The organism is Spirillospora sp. NPDC052269 (assembly GCF_040679435.1).
Classification (GTDB): Bacteria; Actinomycetota; Actinomycetes; order Streptosporangiales; family Streptosporangiaceae; genus Spirillospora.
This window is the reverse complement of sequence record NZ_JBFAUU010000004.1, coordinates 421,192-441,199: the sequence shown is the minus strand read 5'-3', so window position 1 is coordinate 441,199 and position 20,008 is coordinate 421,192. Positions and strand designations below refer to the sequence as shown.

General features: G+C 72.5%; 19 protein-coding genes. 12 read left to right on the top strand and 7 right to left on the bottom strand.

Features of this window, described 5'->3' with window-relative positions:
• The first annotated feature begins 71 nt into the window (after positions 1-71).
• On the top strand, positions 72-812 hold the full coding sequence (locus tag AB0L06_RS10970; RefSeq protein WP_500230771.1) for a TetR/AcrR family transcriptional regulator: 741 nt from the start codon (positions 72-74) through the stop codon (positions 810-812).
• Positions 802-2,202, top strand: a complete 1,401-nt coding sequence (locus AB0L06_RS10965; RefSeq protein WP_500230770.1) for an FAD-binding oxidoreductase — start codon at positions 802-804, stop codon at positions 2,200-2,202. Before AB0L06_RS10970 ends, AB0L06_RS10965 begins: the two co-directional genes overlap by 11 nt.
• Positions 2,203-2,211: 9 nt before the next feature.
• Here AB0L06_RS10965 and AB0L06_RS10960 read toward each other — a convergent pair whose 3' ends face one another.
• Positions 2,212-2,874 (bottom strand): TetR/AcrR family transcriptional regulator, encoded by a 663-nt coding sequence (locus AB0L06_RS10960; protein WP_500230769.1) that lies wholly within the window; start codon positions 2,872-2,874, stop codon positions 2,212-2,214.
• A gap of 78 nt (positions 2,875-2,952) precedes the next feature.
• Between AB0L06_RS10960 and AB0L06_RS10955 the strand changes: the two genes are divergently transcribed.
• Together AB0L06_RS10955 and AB0L06_RS10950 are read left to right on the top strand one after the other, a co-directional pair.
• On the top strand, positions 2,953-3,930 hold the full coding sequence (locus tag AB0L06_RS10955) for an MBL fold metallo-hydrolase (RefSeq protein ID WP_500230768.1): 978 nt from the start codon (positions 2,953-2,955) through the stop codon (positions 3,928-3,930).
• A complete protein-coding gene (locus tag AB0L06_RS10950; protein ID WP_500230767.1) occupies positions 3,927-4,343 on the top strand; it encodes a carboxymuconolactone decarboxylase family protein in 417 nt (138 codons plus the stop codon). Before AB0L06_RS10955 ends, AB0L06_RS10950 begins: the two co-directional genes overlap by 4 nt.
• On the opposite strand, the gene AB0L06_RS10945 is transcribed toward AB0L06_RS10950, so the two are convergent.
• A complete protein-coding gene (locus tag AB0L06_RS10945; RefSeq protein ID WP_500230865.1) occupies positions 4,340-4,993 on the bottom strand; it encodes a TetR/AcrR family transcriptional regulator in 654 nt (217 codons plus the stop codon). The genes AB0L06_RS10950 and AB0L06_RS10945 overlap by 4 nt on opposite strands.
• Positions 4,994-5,097: 104 nt before the next feature.
• On the opposite strand from AB0L06_RS10945, the gene AB0L06_RS10940 reads away from it, so the two are divergent.
• Genes AB0L06_RS10940 through AB0L06_RS10920 form a run of 5 tightly spaced genes read left to right on the top strand, consistent with a single transcriptional unit; the run spans position 5,098 to position 11,473 of the window.
• Complete coding sequence (locus tag AB0L06_RS10940) at positions 5,098-5,871, top strand: enoyl-CoA hydratase/isomerase family protein (RefSeq protein ID WP_500230766.1); 774 nt, start codon at positions 5,098-5,100, stop codon at positions 5,869-5,871.
• Complete coding sequence (locus AB0L06_RS10935) at positions 5,868-8,267, top strand: NHL repeat-containing protein (RefSeq protein ID WP_500230765.1); 2,400 nt, start codon at positions 5,868-5,870, stop codon at positions 8,265-8,267. The genes AB0L06_RS10940 and AB0L06_RS10935 overlap by 4 nt, the downstream gene beginning before the upstream one ends.
• A 37-nt stretch (positions 8,268-8,304) precedes the next feature.
• Positions 8,305-10,077 (top strand): AMP-binding protein, encoded by a 1,773-nt coding sequence (locus AB0L06_RS10930; protein WP_500230764.1) that lies wholly within the window; start codon positions 8,305-8,307, stop codon positions 10,075-10,077.
• On the top strand, positions 10,074-10,472 hold the full coding sequence (locus tag AB0L06_RS10925) for a hotdog family protein (RefSeq protein ID WP_500230763.1): 399 nt from the start codon (positions 10,074-10,076) through the stop codon (positions 10,470-10,472). Before AB0L06_RS10930 ends, AB0L06_RS10925 begins: the two co-directional genes overlap by 4 nt.
• The gene (locus tag AB0L06_RS10920; protein ID WP_500230762.1) at positions 10,469-11,473 is read left to right on the top strand and encodes a 3-oxoacyl-ACP synthase; all 1,005 of its coding nucleotides are present in this window, start codon (positions 10,469-10,471) and stop codon (positions 11,471-11,473) included. The genes AB0L06_RS10925 and AB0L06_RS10920 overlap by 4 nt, the downstream gene beginning before the upstream one ends.
• A gap of 56 nt (positions 11,474-11,529) precedes the next feature.
• Here the strand turns inward: AB0L06_RS10920 and AB0L06_RS10915 are convergent, their stop codons facing one another.
• A complete protein-coding gene (locus tag AB0L06_RS10915) occupies positions 11,530-12,933 on the bottom strand; it encodes an MFS transporter (RefSeq protein WP_500230761.1) in 1,404 nt (467 codons plus the stop codon).
• Between the two features lie 199 nt (positions 12,934-13,132).
• Here AB0L06_RS10915 and AB0L06_RS10910 point away from each other — a divergent pair, with 199 nt between their 5' ends.
• Positions 13,133-14,263, top strand: a complete 1,131-nt coding sequence (locus tag AB0L06_RS10910; RefSeq protein ID WP_500230760.1) for a GDSL-type esterase/lipase family protein — start codon at positions 13,133-13,135, stop codon at positions 14,261-14,263.
• A 19-nt stretch (positions 14,264-14,282) separates the two neighbouring features.
• Here AB0L06_RS10910 and AB0L06_RS10905 read toward each other — a convergent pair whose 3' ends face one another.
• Positions 14,283-15,284, bottom strand: a complete 1,002-nt coding sequence (locus AB0L06_RS10905) for a DUF5954 family protein (protein WP_500230759.1) — start codon at positions 15,282-15,284, stop codon at positions 14,283-14,285.
• Between the two features lie 103 nt (positions 15,285-15,387).
• Entirely contained in the window at positions 15,388-16,353 is a 966-nt protein-coding gene (locus tag AB0L06_RS10900) for a bile acid:sodium symporter family protein (RefSeq protein WP_500230758.1), read from the bottom strand.
• Between the two features lie 120 nt (positions 16,354-16,473).
• On the opposite strand from AB0L06_RS10900, the gene AB0L06_RS10895 reads away from it, so the two are divergent.
• A complete protein-coding gene (locus tag AB0L06_RS10895; protein WP_500230757.1) occupies positions 16,474-17,025 on the top strand; it encodes an RNA polymerase sigma factor in 552 nt (183 codons plus the stop codon).
• The gene (locus AB0L06_RS10890) at positions 17,022-18,038 is read left to right on the top strand and encodes a CU044_5270 family protein (RefSeq protein ID WP_500230756.1); all 1,017 of its coding nucleotides are present in this window, start codon (positions 17,022-17,024) and stop codon (positions 18,036-18,038) included. Before AB0L06_RS10895 ends, AB0L06_RS10890 begins: the two co-directional genes overlap by 4 nt.
• Before the next feature lie 165 nt (positions 18,039-18,203).
• Here AB0L06_RS10890 and AB0L06_RS10885 read toward each other — a convergent pair whose 3' ends face one another.
• The gene (locus tag AB0L06_RS10885) at positions 18,204-18,983 is read right to left on the bottom strand and encodes an ABC transporter ATP-binding protein (RefSeq protein ID WP_500230755.1); all 780 of its coding nucleotides are present in this window, start codon (positions 18,981-18,983) and stop codon (positions 18,204-18,206) included.
• Positions 18,976-19,893: an ABC transporter permease gene (locus tag AB0L06_RS10880; protein WP_500230754.1), complete on the bottom strand. Its 918-nt coding sequence runs from the start codon at positions 19,891-19,893 to the stop codon at positions 18,976-18,978. The genes AB0L06_RS10885 and AB0L06_RS10880 overlap by 8 nt, the downstream gene beginning before the upstream one ends.
• Positions 19,894-20,008: the final 115 nt, after the last annotated feature.

Below are 20,008 nucleotides of genomic sequence, written 5' to 3'. Positions count from 1 at the left end.
CTTGAACCCTGTATAGGACTCCCGAGGCCGCCCCGTCAACCCCCGGCGCCGGGGCCGGTAGCGTGGACGGCGTGCCGTCCTCTGACTCCGTGTGGCTCCGGCCGGACCGCCCGCCGCGCGACCGGCGGCTCGACCGCGAGCGGATCGTCGGCGTCGCGGTCGCGCTGCTCGACGCGGGCGGTCACCGCGAGCTGTCGATGCGCCGCGTCGCGGACGCGCTCGGCGTCACCGCGGGCTCGCTGTACTGGTACGTCCGCACCAAGGACGAGCTGCTCGAACTGGCCCTGGACCACGTCCTCGGCGAGATCGCGGCCGACCCGGACGAGACCGACTGGCGGCTCGCGGCCGCCGGGCTGGCGCGGAGCCATCGCGCGATGCTGCTCCGGCACCGGTGGGCGCTGTCGGAGCTGACCGTCCGGCCGAACCTGGGGCCGAACGCGTTCGCGCTGGCCGAGGCCGGGCTGCGGGTCATGTCGCGTGCCGGGTTCGCGGGCGACGGGCTGGACGCCGCCCTGGCCGTCGTGAACGACCACGTCGTGGGCGCGGTCGTCGCCGAGCTCGCCTGGCGGGACGCCCTCCGCGACGCCGGGACGAACTGGACCGAAACGGTCGGCGAGTACCTGCGCGAGGCGGTCGGCGGACACCCGCTGCTCGCCTCGCGGATGGCCGCGTCGGGCGACGCCGACGCTGAACGGGAGAGCGAACGGCGTTTCGCGTTCGCCCTCGACGTCCTGCTCGACGGCCTCGCCGCCCGCCGTCCGCAGAGCGATGACGACATGAGCGGTGAGAGTGGGGGACGTCGTGTCCGCTGAACGGTTGGGCCGGGCGCTGCCCGGGAGCACTCTGGTCACCGACCCCGACGTGCTGGCGAGCCTCGGGCGGGACGAGGCGGAGTGGGCGCCGATGGGGGCGCCGGTCGCCGCGCTGCGCGCCACGAACGCCGACGAGGTCTCGCGCGCGGTCGCGGCGTGCGCCGAGCTGGGGATTCCCGTGGTTCCGCGAGGTGCGGGGACGGGGTTGTCGGGCGGCGCGAACGCCGTGGACGGCTGCCTGGTGCTCGACCTGTCGAGGATGGACGCGATCGTCGAGATCGACACGGAGAACATGGTCGCGGTCGTCCAGCCGGGCGTGGTGAACGACGACCTGAAGGCGGCCGTCGCCGCGCACGGGCTCTGGTATCCGCCGGATCCGGCGAGCGCGCCGTGGTCGACGATCGGCGGGAACGTGTCGACCAACGCGGGCGGCCTGTGCTGCCTGAAGTACGGCGTGACCCGCGACTACGTGCTCGGCATGGAGGCCGTCGTCGGCGGTCCCGGCGGGGAGTACGGCACGCGGCTGAGGCTCGGCCGCCGGACGACCAAGGGCGTCGCCGGATACGACCTGACCGGCCTGTTCGTGGGCTCGGAGGGCACGCTCGGCGTGATCACCGAGGTGACGCTGCGGCTGCGTCCGGCCCGCCGGGACGCACCGCGCACGGTCGTGGGCGCGTTCGGCGACCTGGTGTCCGCCGGACGCGCCGTCGCCGAGGTCACCGCGCGCGGGCTCGTCCCGGCCGCGCTGGAACTGCTCGACCGGTTCACCCTGGAGGCGGTCGAGAAGTGGAAGCACCTCGGGATCGGGGCGGACGCCGAGGCGCTGCTGCTGGCGAGCATCGACACGCCCGGCGCGTCCGGCGACGAGGACGCGGCGGCGGTCGCGGCCGCGTTCCGGGACGGCGGTGCGGTCTGGGCCGAGCAGTCCACCGACCCGGTCGAGGCGGAGGCGCTGTTCCAGGCGCGCAAGCTCGCCTACCCGGCGCTGGAGCGGCTCGGCCCGCTGCTGACCGAGGACGTCTGCGTGCCGCGTTCGCGCGTCCCGGAGATGCTGGTGCGCACCGAGGAGATCGGCCGCAGGCACGGTGTCCTGATCTCGACGATCGCGCACGCGGGCGACGGCAACATGCACCCGCTCCTGGTCACCCCGCCCGGCGACGACGCCGCGCGCGAGGCCGCGCAGGCGGCGTTCGAGGACCTGCTCACCGCCGCGATCGAGCTCGGCGGCACGGTCACCGGTGAGCACGGCGTCGGCCTGCTGAAGCGGCACGGCATGCAGCGTGAGATGCCGCTCGGCGTCCGGGCCATGCAGAAGGCCGTCAAGGACGCGCTGGACCCGCTCGGCCTGTTCAACCCAGGCAAGGTCATCGGCGACGACCCCGACCTGTGACCGCGCCGGTCAGCGCGGAGGGTGCTCCGGGCTGACCGGCGAGCCCGGAGGGTTCTCGGGGCTGAGGCCCTTCAGCAGGACGGCCAGGCGGTTCTCCAGCGTCTCGGCCAGCGGGAAGGCGGCGCCGCCGGCCAGCCAGCGGCCCAGCGTGCCGAGGTAGGAGTCGTAGAGCAGCTCCCCGGCGACCTCGGGCGGGACGTCGGGACGGAGCTCGCCCCGCGTCCGGGCGCGTTCGAAGGCGGCCGTGAAGGGGACGGGCACGGTGGCGCCCTCGGTGAAGACGGCGTGCAGGATGCCGTTGTCGTGGAAGTCCTTGGTGAGGGCGTAGGCGCCGCCGGTGGGGGCGTTGTCGCCGTCGGCCCCGTTGAAGGACGCCAGGACGCGCAGCAGCGAGGCCAGCAGCTCGAACGGCGACGTGTCGGCGCCCGCGACGGTGACGAGCTCGGCCAGGCGCCGGTGGCGCAGCTCCACCCAGCCCCGGACGAAGTCCTCCTTGCGGGGGAAGTGGTTGAACGCGGTCTGGCGGCTCACGTCCGCGCGCGCGGCGATGTGGTCGTAGGTCGTCGCGGCGTAGCCCTGCGCGGCGAACAGCTCCAGCGCCGCGTTCAGCAGCCGCTCGCGCGTCTCGCGCCTGCGGCGTTCGCGCCGTCCCTCCGCACTCGTCACGGTCACCTCGGAAAGGGTACTTGCCCTCAAAGTTGTACTGGAGTACATAATTGTACTTGAGTACATCTTCGTGAGGGGTGGATCATGATCGTTCCGTTCCGCCGGGGGCTCTCCGAGGTCGCCGCCGGCACGCACGCCTACCTCCAGCCGGACGGCTCGTGGGGCTGGAGCAACGCCGGGCTCGTCGTGTCCGGGGGCGAGGCGCTGCTCGTCGACACGCTGTTCACCGTCCCGCTGACCCACGTGATGCTGGGGGAGATCGCGCGGGCCCTGCCGGACGTCCGGATCCGCACGCTGGTCAACACGCACAGCGACGGCGACCACTGGTGGGGCAACCAGCTCCTCGCGGACGCGTCGCGGGACGTCGGGGTCGTCGCGCCGGAGGTCGAGATCGTCGCGTCGGCGGCGGCCGCGGCCGCGATGCGCCGCGACAAGACGCACGAGCTGCTGACCTCGATGCCGCCGGACGCGCTGCCGCGCGTGCTGGCGCGGATGGTCGAGACGTTCGACTTCGCCGGCATCGTCCCGGCCCTCCCGACGCGGACGTTCTCCGGGGAGCTCGAGCTCAGGGTGCGGGAGCGGACCGTCCGGCTGATCCAGGTCGGGCCCGCGCACACGGCCGGTGACGTGCTGGTCCACGTCCCGGACGCCGGCGTGCTGTTCGCCGGGGACATCCTCTTCGAGGGCGGGCACCCCGTCGTGCACACCGGTCCGATCGGCAGCTGGATCGCGGCCTGCGAGCTGATCCTCGCGCTCGACGCCGACACGATCGTGCCCGGTCACGGGCCGGTCGTCGGCAAGCCGGAGGTGCGGCGGTTCCGCGAGTACCTGGTCCGGGTCCGCGACCACGCCGTCGAGTGCCACGAGGCGGAGACGCCGTTCGAGGAGGCCGTCCGGTCGATGGACCTGAGCGGGTTCACCCACCTCGCCGACCCCGAGCGGCTCATGCTCAACATCGGCGCGGTCTACCGCGAGCTGAACGGCGACGGCACCCCGGACGAGCACGAACTCCTCGCCCGCCTGGACGAGTTCGCCGCGCCCCTGGCCGGTGAGCGGGCATGAGCGAGCTGCACGTCGACGACCTGGTGCCCCTGCTCCTGCGGGCGGGGCAGGGGGAGATGCCCGCGCGTGAACGCGAACTGGCGATCCTGCGGATCACCTACCTCACCGAGACGGCCGGGGAGTGGGAGCGGCACGTCCGGCTCGGCCTCGACGCCGGGATCGGCGTCGACGAGATCGCCGCAGTGCGGTGCGGCCCGGAGCATCCCGACTGGTCCTGGGCGGAGGCCGTCCTGCTGCGCGCGGTGGACGAGCTGCACCACGACGCCGCCCTGTCCGAACCGACCCGGGAGCTGCTGGGCATCCACCTGGACCGGCCCCAGATGCTGGAACTGATCGCCGTGGTCAGCGTGTACGTGCTGGCCGGTTACGTCCTCGAGAGGAACCGCGTCCGGCTGGACGACCGCCTCAACTAGGGCGTGGCTCGGCGGTCCTTGGGGCGGACGCCGAGGCCGCGCAGGACGAAGACGTACAGCTCCTCGAAGACCTCGTCCGGGATCTGCCGGGGGCCGGACTCCTCCCACAGGATCCAGCGCATGCCGATGAGCTCGCCCACTCCCATCAACGCCCAGGCCAGGACCTCCGGGTCGGCCTGGGCGACCACGCCGTCCGCCATCGCGGCGCGCAGCGTCTCGACGTAGCCCTCGGCGATCCGCGCGTAGTGCCGGTGCATGGCGCGCGGCGAGACGAACTCGGCCGAGCGGATGATCCGGTAGAGCGCCGGGTGCTCGGCGGTGAACGTGAAGAACGCGGCGAAGCCGAGGCGCTCGCGCTCGGCGTGCGTGGCCCCCTGCCCGGACGCCTCCCGCATCGCGTGCCGGACGCGCCGGTTCAGGTCGTCCACGAGCTCGTCGAAGATCTGCTGCTTGCCCTCGAAGTAGAGGTAGAACGTGCCCTGCGACACCTCGGCGGCCTCGGTGATCTTCACGATGGACGCCTCGTAGTAGCCGAGCTCGGAGAACACCCGCTCGGCCGCGTCCAGCAGGCGGCGGCGCGTGCGCTCGCCGCGCCGGGACAGCGGCGTGCCCTTGGTGCTGGTCAGCGGCGTTTCGACCGGGTTCTCCATCACGCACTCCACGTTACAGGTGAATCACTTCTCATGTTGGTCTTGACCGGGATGTGTCGTGTGTCCAAGACTGCGAGGTGAATCACCTCTCATGTTGGAAGGCGGTGGCGGGTTTGCCGGTCGGACGGGAACGCGTCGGCCCGGTCGCGACGCTCACGCTGCGGCGGCCGGACCGGCATAACAGCCTGGTCCCGGAACTGCTGCGCGATCTGCTCGCGCGGCTGGACGAGGTCGCGGCGGACGACCGGGTGCGCGCCGTCGTGCTCGCCGCCGAGGGGCCGTCGTTCTCCACGGGCGGCGACGTCCGCGAGTTCGCCCGCCGTGAGGGCGACGAGCTCGTCCGCTACGCCGAGGAGATCGTCGGGCTGCTGAACGCGGCGGTGCTGCGGCTGCTGCGCCTCGACCTGCCGGTCGTCGCCGCCGTCCACGGCCGGGTGACCGGTGGGTCACTCGGGCTGGTCCTGGCGTCCGACATCGTGCTCGTCTCCCCGGACGCGTCGTTCGCGCCCTGGTACACCACCGTCGGCTACGGCCCGGACGGTGGCTGGACGGCCCTGCTCCCGCACCGGATCGGGACGGCCCGCGCGTCCGCCGTGCAGATCCTCAACGAGACCGTGTCCGCCGAGGACGCCGTGGCCTGGGGCCTGGCGCACCGGATCGAGGACGACGTCCGGAAGGCCGCCCGGGACGCCGCGCTCCGCGCCGCCGGGCAGCGCGCCGTCGCGGTCACCAAACGCCTGCTCAACGCCGACGCCCATACCGCCGGAGTGGGCGGGATCGCGGCCCGGCTGGACGCCGAGCGCCGCGCCTTCGTCGCGCAGATCGCCACGCCCGAGGCCCGCGAGGGCATGTCCGCATTCCTGGGAGGCCGTGCATGAGGATCCTGAGCAACCGTGTCGGAGCGGCGAGCCTGCTGGCCGCGCTGACCGCCGGACTGGCCGTCGCGCCCTCGCCGGCGCACGCGGCGACCGTGACGACGTTCGCCGACGAGGACCGGTCGTCCGAGCTGACCGGCGAGGCCGTCAACCAGAAGTACCAGTTCGACAGCCCGACGACCGTCACGACCGACAAGGACAGCATCACCGGCGATCCCGCCAAGGCCCGCGTGTACGTCGCGGACATGGGCGCGCACGTCATCCGGGTGCTCGACCTCAACGGCAAGATGATCGGCAAGCTCGACGACGGGACCGCGACGCTCGCCTCGGACAGCCCGGCCACGTCCGTCCCGAAGATCACCGCGCCGCTCGGGATCTCCTTCCTGTCGAAGTCGGAGGCCGGAGACGCCCGGCTCGCCGGGCTGTACGTGAACGACGTCGGCGTGTCCAAGCTGCACTTCTTCCGGACCGACCCGTCCGACCCGGCGAAGTTCCAGTACGTCACGTCCTACGGCACCGAGGGGACGGGCGGCGGCGACCAGCTGCGGATGCCGCGCAACCTCAGCGTCACGCCCGGCGGCTTCATGTACGTCTCAGACGAGTTCAACCACCGCGTCAAGGGCTTCAAGCTCGACCCCGCGACCTGGACGGCGCAGCCGGTCCTGACGATCGGCGGCCAGGGCGGTCCGATCATCCCGGGCACCGACAAGGACTACGGGACGAACTCCACCAACTACGACGACTACTCCAGCGCGCCGCTCAAGCGCGACGGCTTCCGCATCCCGCAGGGCATGACGTACTGGCGGTCTCCGGACGGCGGCCACACCTATCTCTACGTCGCCGACAACGGCAACAACCGCGTGAAGATCTTCCAGGTGGGGACGGACGGCGCGCTCACCCTCGTCGACATCCTCGGACGGTTCAGCAACAGCGGTAGTAGCGACCACCTGAAGCGCCCGCGCGGCGTCCGGACGGACGCGGCGGGCAACCTCTACATCGCCGACAGCTTCGGCGGACGCATCCTGAAGTTCGCCAACACCGGCGCCGGCGGGACGGTCGCCTACCGCTCGTCCAAGAGCGCCGACGCGCCCGCGACCTGGGCGTACGGGCACCTCGGCATCCACCAGGTCGAGATGCGGACGCCCGCCACCGCGCTCAACGAGGACCAGGCGTTCCAGCTCCCGAACGACGTCGTCCCGGTCGAGAAGCCGGACGGCACGCGCGTCACCGAGAACATCTGGGCGTGGGGCGTCTACTACACGGGCGCGAAGGTGCTGCTGGTCAGCGACACCGGCAACCACCGGATCAAGAAGTGCTGGGAGAACTCGACCGGCACCACGATCCTGCGCTGCTCGGTTTCGGAGGGCGTCGGAACGGCCACCAGCAACGAGTTCTGGGGCCATCCGCGCGACCTGCCCGGCCAGCTGCACGCGGCGGGCGCGCTGGACGACCTGCCCGCCCACGACGGCAAGCCGGAGTCGCTGCTGGTCACCGACGTCCCGAACTCGGTCGTCCACAACTACGGCCTGGACGGCAAGTACCTCGGCAAGTTCGCGGACGTCTCCTACGGCTCGACCGGCCTCAGCGTCGCGAACGGCGAGGTCGGCGTGCTCGTCGCCGCCGACGCCGCGCTGCCCTACCCCTACACGGGCGACAGCTCGCTGCGGATCTACGCGCCGGACGGCACGCAGAAGACCGTGTTCAACCTGTCGTACCGGACGTCCGGCGCGTCCAAGATGAGCTTCACCTCGGGGAACTTCCCGGTCGCGGTGAAGATCGACGGGACGGCCGTGTACGTCACGTCCAACGGCGGCTACCTGTACCGGTTCGACCGGAGTTCGTCCGACCTGACGCTCGCGTGGGTGAAGGGCGGCGCGGACGCGTCGAAGGGCACCGACTCCGCGGCGTCCGCGACCTGGAAGCTCGGCCCGAACTTCTACGGCGAGGGCGCGTCCGGCACGTTCGACCAGATCCAGGACGTCACGGCGGGCGGCGGACGCGTCTACGCGGTCGACCGCCGCAACCAGCGCGTCCAGGTCTTCGACGCCGCGACGGGGAACCACGTCGGGAAGATCGGCAAGGGCGGCGGCACCTACGACCACCCCGCGTCGATCACCGCCGACGAGTTCTTCCTCCCGACCGGCATCAGCCTCGCCCCGAACGGCGGCGGGATGCTCGTCGGTGACGGCTACGCGATGATCGCGCGCGACTACGCCGACCCGACGGGCCTGGCCCCCGGCGCGAACGGCCAGATCAGCCCCGCGTTCCGCGGCTACTACGTGGACACGCACCTCGGCACGCGGCCGGGCGGCATGTTCGCCGTCCAGCACGTCGTGCGGACGAGCGCGGGCGTCTTCGTGGACTCCCTGATCTCCAACCGCATCACCCACATCCAGTAGTTCCAGAAGCCGGTAGTTCCAGAAGGAAGACATATTCGTGGACATCCCTGACCTGCTCGGCGTGCGCGCGGGCCTGTCGCCGGACGCCACGGCCCTGGTCGACACGCTCAGCGGACGCGGGTTCACCTACGCCGAGGCGTCCGAGCGGGCCGCCCGCACCGCCTGGCGGCTGCGCGAGGAGCACGGCGTGCGGCCCGGCGACCGGGTGGCCGTCCTGTCCGGAAACCGGGTCGAGGTCATCGAGCTGCTCGTGGCCTGCGGACGGCTCGGCGCGCTGATGGTTCCGCTGAACTGGCGGCTGTCGGTGGACGAGCTGACCGTCGTCATGGCCGACTGCGCGCCGGTCCTGCTGGTCGCCGACGACGCGCGCGCCGAGGCGGCCGGACGGCTGAACGGCCGGTTCGCCCGCATCGGCGACCTGGCCGAGGACGCGGGCGGGGCCGTCGGCCCGAAGGCGTGGCACGGCGAGTCCGACCCCTGGTACCTGCTCTACACCTCGGGGACGACCGGACGGCCCAAGGGCGTGATCCAGACGTTCGGCATGGCCGTCGCCAACCACCTCAACATCGGCGTCGCCGTCGGCCTGACCAGCGCGGACACCACGCTGAACGCGCTGCCGACGTTCCACACCGGCGGCATCAACCTGTACACGCTGCCGACGCTGCTCGCGGGCGGGACGGCGATCGTCCAGCACGAGTTCGACCCGTCCGCCGCGCTGGAGCTCCTGTCGACCCGCGCGACCGCGTTCTTCGGCGTCCCGACGATGTACCAGATGCTGCGCGACCATCCGGACTTCGCCAAGGCGGACCTGGCGGGCGTCCGGTCGTGGGCGTCCGGCGGCGCGTCGATGCCCGTCCCGCTGCTGACCGAGCTGGCCGAGCGCGGGATCGTCGTCCGGCAGGGCATGGGCATGACCGAGACCGGGCCGACGCTGTTCCTCATCGACACGGAGAACGCGCTGGTCAAGGCCGGTTCGGTCGGCAAGCCGCAGCTGTTCACCGAGGTCCGGCTGGACGGCGGCGGCGACGAGGGCGAAGTGCTCGTGCGCGGGCCCGGCGTCACGCCCGGCTACTGGGGCCTGCCCGCCGAGGCGGCGTTCACCGCCGACGGCTGGCTGCGCACGGGCGACGTCGCGCGCCGCGACGCGGACGGCTACTACACGATCGTCGACCGCGTGAAGGACATGTACATCTCGGGCGGCGAGAACGTGTACCCGGCCGAGGTCGAGACCGTCCTGCTCACCCACCCGGACGTCCGGGAGGCCGCCGTCGTCGGCGTCCCGGACGAGCGCTGGGGCGAGGTCGGACGGGCCGTCCTCGTCACGGCCGCGCCCGTCACCGAGGACGGGATCCGCGCGTACTGCCGCGAGAGGCTGGCCGCGTACAAGGTGCCCAAGCGCGTCGAGACCGTGGACGCGCTGCCGCGCAACGCCACCGGGAAGATCCTCAAGGCGCGGCTCCGTCCCGAGACGTGGACGGAGGAGTTCACCGTCGAGCAGGCCGACTTCGACCGGTTCGCCGAGCTGAGCGGCGACGACAACCCGATCCACGTCGATCCGGAGTACGCGGCGACCACCGTCTTCGGCGGGACGGTCGCGCACGGCGTGTTCCTGTACTCCCTGATCAGGACCGCGATCCGGCGGCGCCGCCCGGGCGCCGACCTGGCCGCCACGACGCTGAGGTTCCCCGCGCCGACCCGCGCCGGGCAGCGCGTCACCGTCACCGCGCACGCCCTGGGGACCACGGTCACCGCGACCGTCGCGCGCGGCGACGGCACGACCGTCTGCGAGTTCGAAGGAGAGACCAAGTGACCCGGGGGAAGCCCGCGACCTGGTGGGACGGGGCCGTCGGCCGCCGCGCCGAGGTCACCCGCGCGTTCACCCGAGCCGACCTGGCCGGATACGCCGAGCTGACCGGCGACGAGCTCGGCGAGGCGGTTCCGGAGCCGCTGATCGCCGGGATGTTCTCCACGCTCCTCGGCACGTCCCTGCCGGGCAACGGGACGATGTACCTGAAGCAGCGCATGGACTTCCCCGGCCGGGTGGGCGCGGACGAGACCGTCCGCGCGGAGGTCGTGATCACGGCCGTCCGTCCGGAGAAGGCGCTCGTGGACCTGCGGACCGTCGCGTCCGTCGGCGACCGCGTCGTCTGCGAGGGCGAGGCGCTCGTCATGGCCCGCCAGCACCCGCGCGGGGAGGAGGCGTGAGCGTCCTCATCGCGGGAACCGCTTCCTACCTGCCCGAACACGTCATGACGGCCGCCGAGATCGCGTCCGCGAGCGGCGTCCCCGAGGACGTCATCGTCGACCGCTTCGGCCTGCGCGGCAAGCACGTCGCCGGGCCGGACGAGCACGTCAGCGACATGGCCGCGACGGTCGGCGCGCGCGTCCTTGCGGAGACCGGAACCGACCCCGCCGACGTGGACGCGGTCGTCTACTTCGGCTCCACCTGGAAGGACCACCCGGTCTGGCAGGCCGCGCCGCGCGTCGCCGAGCTGCTCGGGACGCGGCACGCGTTCGCGCTCGAACTCGACTACGTGTCCTGCGGGGCCCCGGTCGCGCTGCGCGTGTGCCGCGACCTGATGATCGCCGAACCGCACCTGCGGAACGTCCTCGCGGTGGGGGCGTGCCGCGAGTCGTACCTGCTCGACTACGCCAACCAGCGCTCGCGCTTCGCGTTCACCTTCGGGGACGGCGCGGCCGCGGCGCTGCTGCGACGGGACGAGGGCGTCGCCGAGGTGCTCGCCTCCGACATGGTCACCGACGGTTCGTTCGCGCACCAGGTGCGGGTCCCGGCGGGCGGCAGCGTCGAACCGGCCAGCCGCGCGACCGTCGACGCCGGACGGCACTTCCTGGACGTCGCCGACCCCGCGTCCATGAAGGAGGGCCTGGACAAGGTCTCGCTGCCGAACTTCCTCGCGGTCGCCGAGGGCGCGCTGAAGCGTTCCGGCCTCACACCGCAGGACGTGGCGCGACTCTGCGTCCTGCACATGAAGCGGTCGATGCACGGCGCGCTGCTCGACACCCTCGGCGTCCCCGAGGAGCGCACGCTCTACCTGGACGACACGGGCCACATGAGCGGCGTCGACACCCTGCTCGCCCTCGACCGGACGGCCCGCGCGGGCCTGCTGACCTCGGGCGACGTCGCGCTGCTGCTCGCCGCCGGGACCGGCTACACCTGGGCCGCGACCGCCGTCCGCTGGAACTGACCGACATGGGAAAGGCCCCGCCGATATCGGCGGGGCCCTTCGTGCGTCGGCCGGGCTCACCGGGCCTTGGGGAGGGCCTGCACAAGGGCCGCGGCGAGGACGTCCAGGACGAGGAGGAAGACCAGCCCGGCGGTGAAGGCGTGCGGGACGCCGCCGTGGGCGCCGTAGAAGACGACCCCGACGAGCGCGACGCCGATCGCGCCGCCCGCCTGCTGCGCGGTGCTCAGCACACCGGACGCGGCGCCCGCGTGCTCGGCGTCCACGCGGCTGAGGACCAGCGCGGGCAGTGGCGCCATGACCAGGCCCATCCCGGCGCCCGCGACCACCGAGCCGGGGATGATCCATGCGACCGTGCCGTGCATGCCCAACTCGGCCGAGGTGGCCGCGAGGATCCCGTAGCCGAGGGCCATGGCCAACGCGCCGATCGCGACGGTCTGCCGTCCGAGCCGTTCGGCGATGGCCCCGGCGCGCGCCGAGGAGACGAAGTAGCCGAGGCCCAGCGGGAGGAAGATCAGGCCGGACTCCAGCGCCGACAGCCCGCGTCCGAGCTGCAGGTAGAGGGCGAGGGTCAGGAAGAACGCGCCCGTGGTCATGGCCTGGACCAGTGCGACGAGCGCGCCGACCGGGAACGAGCGGTGGTGGAACAGCGCTGGGGAGACCAGCGGGTTCGCGGCGCGGCGCTGGTGCAGGGCGAAGGCGGCCAGCAGGACGACCGCAGCGCCGAGGCACTCCCAGGTCCACATCGGCCAGCCCTGCTCACGGCCCTGGACGAGCGGGTACACGATGGCGACGAGGCCGAGCGAGGCGAGGGCGGTGCCGATCGGGTCGAGCCGGGACGCGCCGTTCGCACGGGACTCCGGGACGAGCCGGGGGATCATCGCGAGCGCCGCCGCGCCGACCGGGACGTTGATCCAGAAGATCGCGCGCCAGCCCATCCCGAGCACGTCCGCCTTGATGAGGACACCGCCGATGAGCTGCCCGAACACCCCGCCGAAGCCCATGGCGACCCCGTAGGCGTTGAAGGCCTTCGCCCGCGCCGCGCCGGTGTAGACGGTGTTGAGGATGCCGAGCACCTGCGGCATCAGGACCGCCGCGCCGACGCCCTGCGCGACCCGCGCGCCGATCAGCATTCCGGCGGACGACGCCTCCGCGCAGGCGGCCGAGGCGAGGGTGAAGAGCGCGAGCCCGACGGCGAACATCCGGCGCCGTCCGTAGAGGTCGCCGAGGCGGCCCGCGGTGATCAGCCCGGCGGCGAGCGCGACGCCGAACCCGGCGACGACGAACTGGATCTGCGACGGGGTCGCGTGCAGGTCCCGCTGGGTGGCGGGGATCGCCACGTTGACGATGAAGAAGTCGAGGGTGGTGATGAAGATCCCGCTGAGCAGGACGAGCAGGGTCCCCCAGCCGGGGGCGGCGGCCGCCCGGGCGGGGGCCGATGGCGGTGCCGAGACGGCGGTCATGTCGCGCTCCTGCGAGTTGCTGTTTCGCTGATGACCGTGAGCCTGCCGCCGGACCCCGTGGCGCGGCGATTACGCGGGACGTCATGGAACGTCCTCAGATCTCGGCGGAATTCGCGACCGACCCCGGCCAACCGGGAATCAGCGCCGGTCGTCCCGGGTTTCCAAGGTCGACATTTGGGACGAACGAGGCGAGGCGTACATGTCGCAGCAGTGGGTGGCGGGCTTCCGCTCGGCCGTGATCAGCCCCTACGAGAAATTCCAGCTCGTGGAGCCGCGCGGGTTCGCGGACCAGACCGTCCGAGAGCCGCTGCTGCTGGCGGGCGGCGGCGAGCGGATCCGGGTCCGGCTGACCAACCGGTTCGGGCGGACCCCGCTGCGGATCGGCGCGGCCCGCGTCGCGCTCCAGGCGAAGACCGACGCGATCGTCCCCGAGACCGACCGCGAGCTGCGGTTCGACGGCCGGGCCGAGGTCACGATCCCGCCCGGCGGCGAGATCGTCAGCGACGAGGTGCCGCTGGCCGTCCAGGCGGGCAACCTGCTGTCGCTGAGCCTCTACCTCCCGGAGGAGACCGGGCTCGCGACCCACTCGCACATGCCGATGGAGCGTTCGTACTCCGCGTCCGGGAACCAGACCGCCGCCGTCGAGCTGGACGCGCCGGAGACCTTCGAGACGCGCGTCTTCGTGACCGGCGTGGACGTCCTCGCGCCGGAGGGGACGCCCGTCGCGGTCGCGTTCGGCGACTCCTGGTTCGGGGGGACGGGCACGACGGTCGGCGGCGACCACCGCTCGGTGGACGCCCTCAACGACCGACTCGACCGCGGCTGGGTCGTCAACCAGGGCATCGGGGGCAACCGCCTGCTCTCCGACGAGATCGGCGAGCGCCCGCTGTCCCGGCTGGAGCGCGACGCCCTGTCGGTGCCGGGCGCGACGCACGTCCTGATCCACTTCGGCATCAACGACCTCGGCTTCCCCGGCGCCTACGGCCTGCCGATGCCCACGGCCGAGGACCTGATCGCCGGGTTCACCGAGCTGGCCGTCCGCGTCCACGCCGCGGGACTGCGCGTCATCGCCGGGACGATCGGGCCGTTCGGCGGCGCGATCTACGAGGGCGTCAGCTCGCCCGAGGGGCTCGAGATCCGCCGCGTGGTCAACGAGTGGATCCGCACGGCGGACGTCTTCGACGGCGTCTTCGACTCGGCCCGCGCGGTCGAGGACCCGGACGCCCCCGGCTACATCCGCCCCGACCTGGACGCGGGCGACGGCATGCACCTCAACGACGAGGGCGCCCGCGTCATGGCCGGAGCCGTGGACCTCGCCGACCTCTGGTGACGCGCCCTCCGGGGAAGCGTCAGCCGTAGCGCTCCTGGTCGGACGGCCGGGGCGGCTCCGGGCCGTCCCGGCCGACGCGGATCATCCGGCCGATGCGGACGATCCGGAACCGCCGTGACTCACCGCAGATCGTGACGTTCCACTCCGGCCCGGGCCCCGCGTCGATCCGCGCCGCGGCGGACGTCCAGTCGGCGAGCTCCTCCTCGGACGGCGGGTCGCCCTGGAACTCGCGCAGCATCGGCAGCAGCTGGGTGAAGTGCCCGCTCAGCCGCTCCTTGGCGCTCGCCGGGCCGTGCCCGCCGGTCAGCGGCTCCCAGCCGCCCCCGGCCGTGACCTCCACGACCGAGAACGTCGGCGGCAGCATCACGACGCCCGGATGCGTCCGGCAGGCGTGCCGCGCCTCGGCCTCCACCTGCTCGGGCATCGTCCCCGGGATCGGCCCGAAGGAGGTCAGGTTCAGGCGCAGCTGCGCCTCCCAGAACCCGGCCGGCGCGGCCGGGTCGATCGGATGCCCGCGCAGCAGGGACGACTCGTCCGGCGGCTCGGCGTCGCTCGACCGCGGCGGCTCCATCCCGTCCGAGTTGATCAGGACGAACTTCTCGATCCGGATCATCCGGTAGCGGCGCTCGCCGATCTCCCACTCGTCCTTCGGCAGCTGCTCGCCGTCCTCCGGATCGAGCCGGCCCGCCGCCGCGAGCATCGCCCGGACGGTCGACGCGTCCCGCTCGCGCCGCACCCCGCGCGCCACCGGCCCCTCCACCGCACCGGCGGACTTGCGCAGCGTCGAGGCCAGGTCGACGCGCGCCGAGCACGGATCGCTCGCGCCCGTGCACAGCACCCACCAGCCGTCGCCGTGCTGCTCGGCGCTGCCGAAGTCCGGCGACCCGCCGGGCAGCATCTTGGGGAAGGCGCGGATCCGCTCCCCGAGGTCCGCGTCCCGCATCGCCGCCATCGGTTCCAGCTCCGTGCTGACGTTGATGGTGTCGAAGCCGCGCATCAGCGGGAACGCCCCGACGTTCACCGCCGGCCGTCCCGTACCCGAGTGTCCATGAACTCATGGTGACGCGACCCGTACCCTTCGTGCCCGCGAATCCGGGAAACGGTCAGGAACCCCGGAAATCCGGTCAGTCCTCGGCGGGACGGCGCGAGAACCAGGCCGCCACGAGCGCCCCGGTGACGTTGTGCCACACCGAGAAGATCGCCGCCGGGAGCGCCGCGAGCGGGCTGAAGTGCGCGGTCGCCAGCGCCGCGGCGAGCCCGGAGTTCTGCATCCCGACCTCGAACGTCAGCGCGCGGCCGCCGCGCTCGCCGAGCCGTCCGGCGCGTCCGGCGAGGTAGCCGAGCAGCAGCCCGAACCCGTTGTGCAGGACGACCGCGAGGAACACCACGCCCGCCGCCGAGGTGATCGTCCTGGCGCTGCCCGCGACGACGATCGCCACGATCACGCCGATCGCCGCGACCGACACCCACGGCAGCACCGGCGCCATCCGCCTGACCAGCCCGCCCGCGACCGTCCGCAGTACGAACCCGGCCACCACCGGGACCAGCACGGTCTTCAGGATGTCGGTCACCATCGACCCGGCGTGCACCGGCAGGTACTCGCCCGCCAGCAGCAGCGTCAGCGCGGGCGTGAACAGGGGCGCGAGCAGCGTGGACACGGTGCCGATCGACACGGCGAGCGCGACGTCGCCGCGCGCGAGGAAGGCCATGATGTTGGACGCCGTCCCGCTCGGCGCGCAGCCGACCAGGATCACCCCGGCCGCGAGCTGCGGCGACAGCCCGAGCGCGTTCGCGATGAGCCAGCCCAGGCCCGGCATGATCACGTAGTGCGCGACCAGCCCGAGACCGACCGCCCACGGCCTCCGCACGACGCCCCGGAAGTCCTGGCCCGTCATGGTCAGGCCCATGCAGAACATCACGACGCCCAGCAGGTAGGGCACCGCCTCCTTCCCGCCGCGCAGGGTGTCCGGCATGAGCAGCCCGAGCCCGCCGGCCAGAAGCACGAGGACGGGGAAGACGGTGACGGCGCGGCGCGCCCGGTGGTCGTTGGGCGCGGTGTCCCTCGGTGTGGACGTTTGTTCTGTCTGCACCCGTCTGAGGAAATCGGCTCCGCCCGGCGTGGCGCAAGACGAGTCCGGTGACCCTGACGTAATCCTGGGCCGCCTTCTCCGACTTCTCGGCGTTACGGCCCCGAGCAGAGAGGAGGTGGCGTGGACGAGCGCGAAGCCAGGTTCACCCGCCTCTACGAAACGCATTACCGCAGCGTGTTCGGCTATGTCGTGCTGCGCGTCGAGCGGCACGCCGCGGAGGACGTCACCGGCGAGGTGTTCGCGGTCGCGTGGCGCAAGGTCGACGAGATCCCGGACCGGGCGCTGCCGTGGCTGCTCGGCGTGGCGAGGAACCTCGCCCGGCAGTCGCACGGCGCCACCGACCGCACCCGGCGCCTGGTCGACCGGCTGGCCGTCCTGACCGAGACCGCGTCCCCCGGCCGGGACGCCGCCGACGGCGTCATCGCCCGCGACCAGGCCCTCGCCGCGCTGGCCGCGCTCTCGGCCAAGGAGGCCGAGGCCGTCACGCTGACCGCGTGGCACGGCCTCGACCCCGCCGAGGCGGCCCGCGTCGCCGGCTGCTCCAGGGCCGCCCTCCTTGTGCGCCTGCACCGGGGCCGCCGCCGCCTGGCCGCGGCCCTCGACGCGTCCGCCGCCGGGAGATCGACGCCCGAACCGACCGTCCGCCCCCGAGTCAGCACGGAGAAGCCGTGAAGAACGACCAGGTCACCGACGTGATCAACACCCTGAAGCCGGCGGTCGACGACCTCGCCGACGCCGCCTTCGAACGCCGCCCCGCCCCGTCCGTCCTCCGCGCCCACGCGATGACGGCCCACCACACCCACGTGAGGGCACCGTCGCGGCGACGGCCCGTGTGGCTTGCCGGTGCGGCGAGTGTGGCCGCGGCGGCCGTCGCCACGGTCGCGGTGTACTCCATGGGAACCGGCACCAGCCGGCCTGCGACGCAAACCCGGCTCACCGCCGCCACCACCTTCCTCGACAAGGCGGCCGACGCGGCGGCGAACCGGCCCAACCCGCGCCCGGGCCCGCACCAGTGGCTCTACATCTCGTCCACCACCGTGGGCACCGGGTGGCCGCTGCGGCACGACGCCCAGTGGCTCCGTGCCGACGGCAGGAAGCTGGCCTTCTTCCAGGACGGCAAGCTGATCCTGAAGAACACGACTCCCGGCTACAGCGTGCTGGCGTCGTACGACATGCTCGCCAAGCTCCCCACTGACCCGCACGCGCTGCTGGCCGAGATCGCCAAGCTGCCGTCCACCGGCCCCGGCGTCGGCGACGGCAGGCTGGTCCAGCCGATCCTCGGCGCCCCCAGCGTCACCCCTTTCCTCCGCGCCGGAAGCCGGGGCAGCAGCGAGTCCCTCAACCGGAGCAGCAGCGAGTTCCTGACGCTGGCCTACCTGATCTGGAACTCCCCGGTCGGCGCGCCCCCGGCGACCCGGGCCGCGCTCTACCGGGCGCTGTCGGAGATCCCCGGCATCACCATCGACCCGAACGCCCGTACCCTCACCGGCCGCCACGTCGTCTCCCTCAGCGGCCTCCTCTTCGACCCCAAGACCTACGAACTGGTCGGCTCCCGCTCAGTGGCGAACGCCGACCTCACCACCGACTGCGACGTCCACAACGTCTGCCACACCGTACGGCCCGGGACCGTGACGTCCGAGGATCTCAAGACAGTCCGCCACGTGGCCGCTCCCGGCGATCGCTGAACCGCTGACCCGTCACCCGCTCCCTCCTCGCCCGTGACACCCTGGGCGAGGAGGGAGAGCTGATTCTCGTCGAGATATGACCACGACCCGGGATCCGCGAGCAGGCCACCGCGTTCGCCCAGGCCCCTCGTCGGCTCACGGGCGGAAGTGGAAGCGCGGCCCCGCCTAGCGGCGTGCCTTGGCGAAGTCTTCGTAGGCGGTCAGGACCTCTTCGGTCGGGCCGTCCATGCGGAGGACGCCGGACTCCAGCCACAGCGTCCGGTCGCAGGTCTCACGGATGGTGCCGTTGTTGTGGCTGACGAGGAAGACGGTTCCGGCCTCCCGGCGGAGCTCCTCGATGCGCTCCTTGCTGCGCCGCTGGAAGCCGCTGTCGCCTGTGGACAACGCCTCGTCGATCAGCAGGACGTCGTGCGTCTTGGCGGCGGCGATGGAGAAGCGCAGGCGGGCGGCCATCCCGGACGAGTAGGTGCGCATCGGCATGTGAATGAAGTCGTCGCGCTCGTTGATCCCGGAGAACTCGACGATGCCGGGGTAGCGCTCGCGGGTCTGTTCTGGGGACATGCCCATGGCGAGGCAGCCGAGCGCGACGTTCCGCTCGCCGGACAGGTCGTTCATCAGGGCCGCGTTGACGCCGAGCAGCGACGGCTGGCCGTCGGTGTAGACGCGTCCGCGCTCCGGCGGGAGGAGCCCGGCGATCGCCCGCAGCAGGGTGGACTTGCCGGATCCGTTGGTGCCGACCAGCCCGACCGCCTCGCCCCGGCGCGCGACCAGGCTGACGCCCTTGACGGCGTGCACCTCGCGCGTCCCCGGCAGGGCGCGGCGGGTGGCGAGGCGTCCGAGCGCGGACGTGGCGCTGCCGCGTCCCGTGCCCGATCCGTGCACCCGGTAGACGACATGGACGTCCTCCACGATCACCGTGGGCGGAGGTTTGCGCTGCTCAGCCACGACCGTATGCCTCCTCGGCCTTCCAGAAGTAGACGTATCCGCCGATGCCGGCCACCAGGGCCCAGCCGAAGGCCAGCGCCCACACGTGCGCGGGCAGGCTGGACGTCGGCACCGAGCGCATCAGCGCGTAGCGCGTCAGGGCGATGTAGACGTGGGCGGGGTTGGCCTCCAGCAGCGCCCCGGCCCAGGCGGGCGCGTGCTTGGTGAGCGTGGTCAGGGCGTAGAAGACGCCGGAGAAGTACAGCCAGGTGCGCATGACGAACGGCACGAGCTGCGCGGCGTCGGTGAACTTCGCCCCGACGCGCGCCATGGCCAGCGCCAGGCCCATGTTGAACAGCGTCTGCGCCAGCAGGACGGCCGGGACGAGCAGCCAGCGCGCGGTGAGCGGCTCCCCGAACGCCAGGACGATCACCGCGAGCACCCCGGTGGAGAACAGCGTCTGCTGCAGCTGGTTGAGCGTCAGCGCGATCGGCAGGCACGCGCGCGGGAAGTGCAGCGCCCGGATCAGGCTCAGGTTCCCCTGGACCGAGCGCGTCCCGGCGAGGACGGTCGACTGCGTGAAGGTGAAGACGAACACGCCGGTGCACAGGTACGGGATGAAGTGCGCGACCCCGTGCCGGGTGCCCATGAGCACCCCGAAGATCAGGTAGTAGACGCCCGCGTTCAGCAGCGGTGTCATCACCTGCCAGAGCTGGCCCAGCTTCGCGGTCGCGTACATCGAGGTGAGCCGGGCGGTGGCGTAGGCCGTGACGAAGTGCCGCCTGGACCACACCTGCCGGGTGTAGTCGAGCAGGCCCGGTCTGGCCCCGCTGATCGTGAGGCCGTACCTGGCGGCCAGTTCGTGCGGCGGAAGATCGTCCTCGTCGGCCTCGGGGGACGGCGGTGACGTGCGGATTCCCGGATGGATCATGGTGCTCGCCTTCGGCACGATGGATAGAACGGTACCGTTTCGTCGCTTCGCTTTCACCGTAGGGCAGCCAATGGACGGAACGCAACCGTTCCGTCCACTCGGGATAGGCTCGGCG

Bases quoted from the DNA above. Each gene is read 5' to 3' on its own strand.
- AB0L06_RS10935 (WP_500230765.1), top strand. From the start codon at position 5,868: ATGAGGATCCTGAGCAACCGTGTCGGAGCGGCGAGCCTGCTGGCCGCG.
- AB0L06_RS10945 (WP_500230865.1), bottom strand. From the start codon at position 4,993: ATGGAGAACCCGGTCGAAACGCCGCTGACCAGCACCAAGGGCACGCCG.
- AB0L06_RS10880 (WP_500230754.1), bottom strand. From the start codon at position 19,893: ATGATCCATCCGGGAATCCGCACGTCACCGCCGTCCCCCGAGGCCGAC.
- AB0L06_RS10955 (WP_500230768.1), top strand. From the start codon at position 2,953: ATGATCGTTCCGTTCCGCCGGGGGCTCTCCGAGGTCGCCGCCGGCACG.
- AB0L06_RS10950 (WP_500230767.1), top strand. From the start codon at position 3,927: ATGAGCGAGCTGCACGTCGACGACCTGGTGCCCCTGCTCCTGCGGGCG.
- AB0L06_RS10910 (WP_500230760.1), top strand. From the start codon at position 13,133: ATGTCGCAGCAGTGGGTGGCGGGCTTCCGCTCGGCCGTGATCAGCCCC.
- AB0L06_RS10915 (WP_500230761.1), bottom strand. From the start codon at position 12,933: ATGACCGCCGTCTCGGCACCGCCATCGGCCCCCGCCCGGGCGGCCGCC.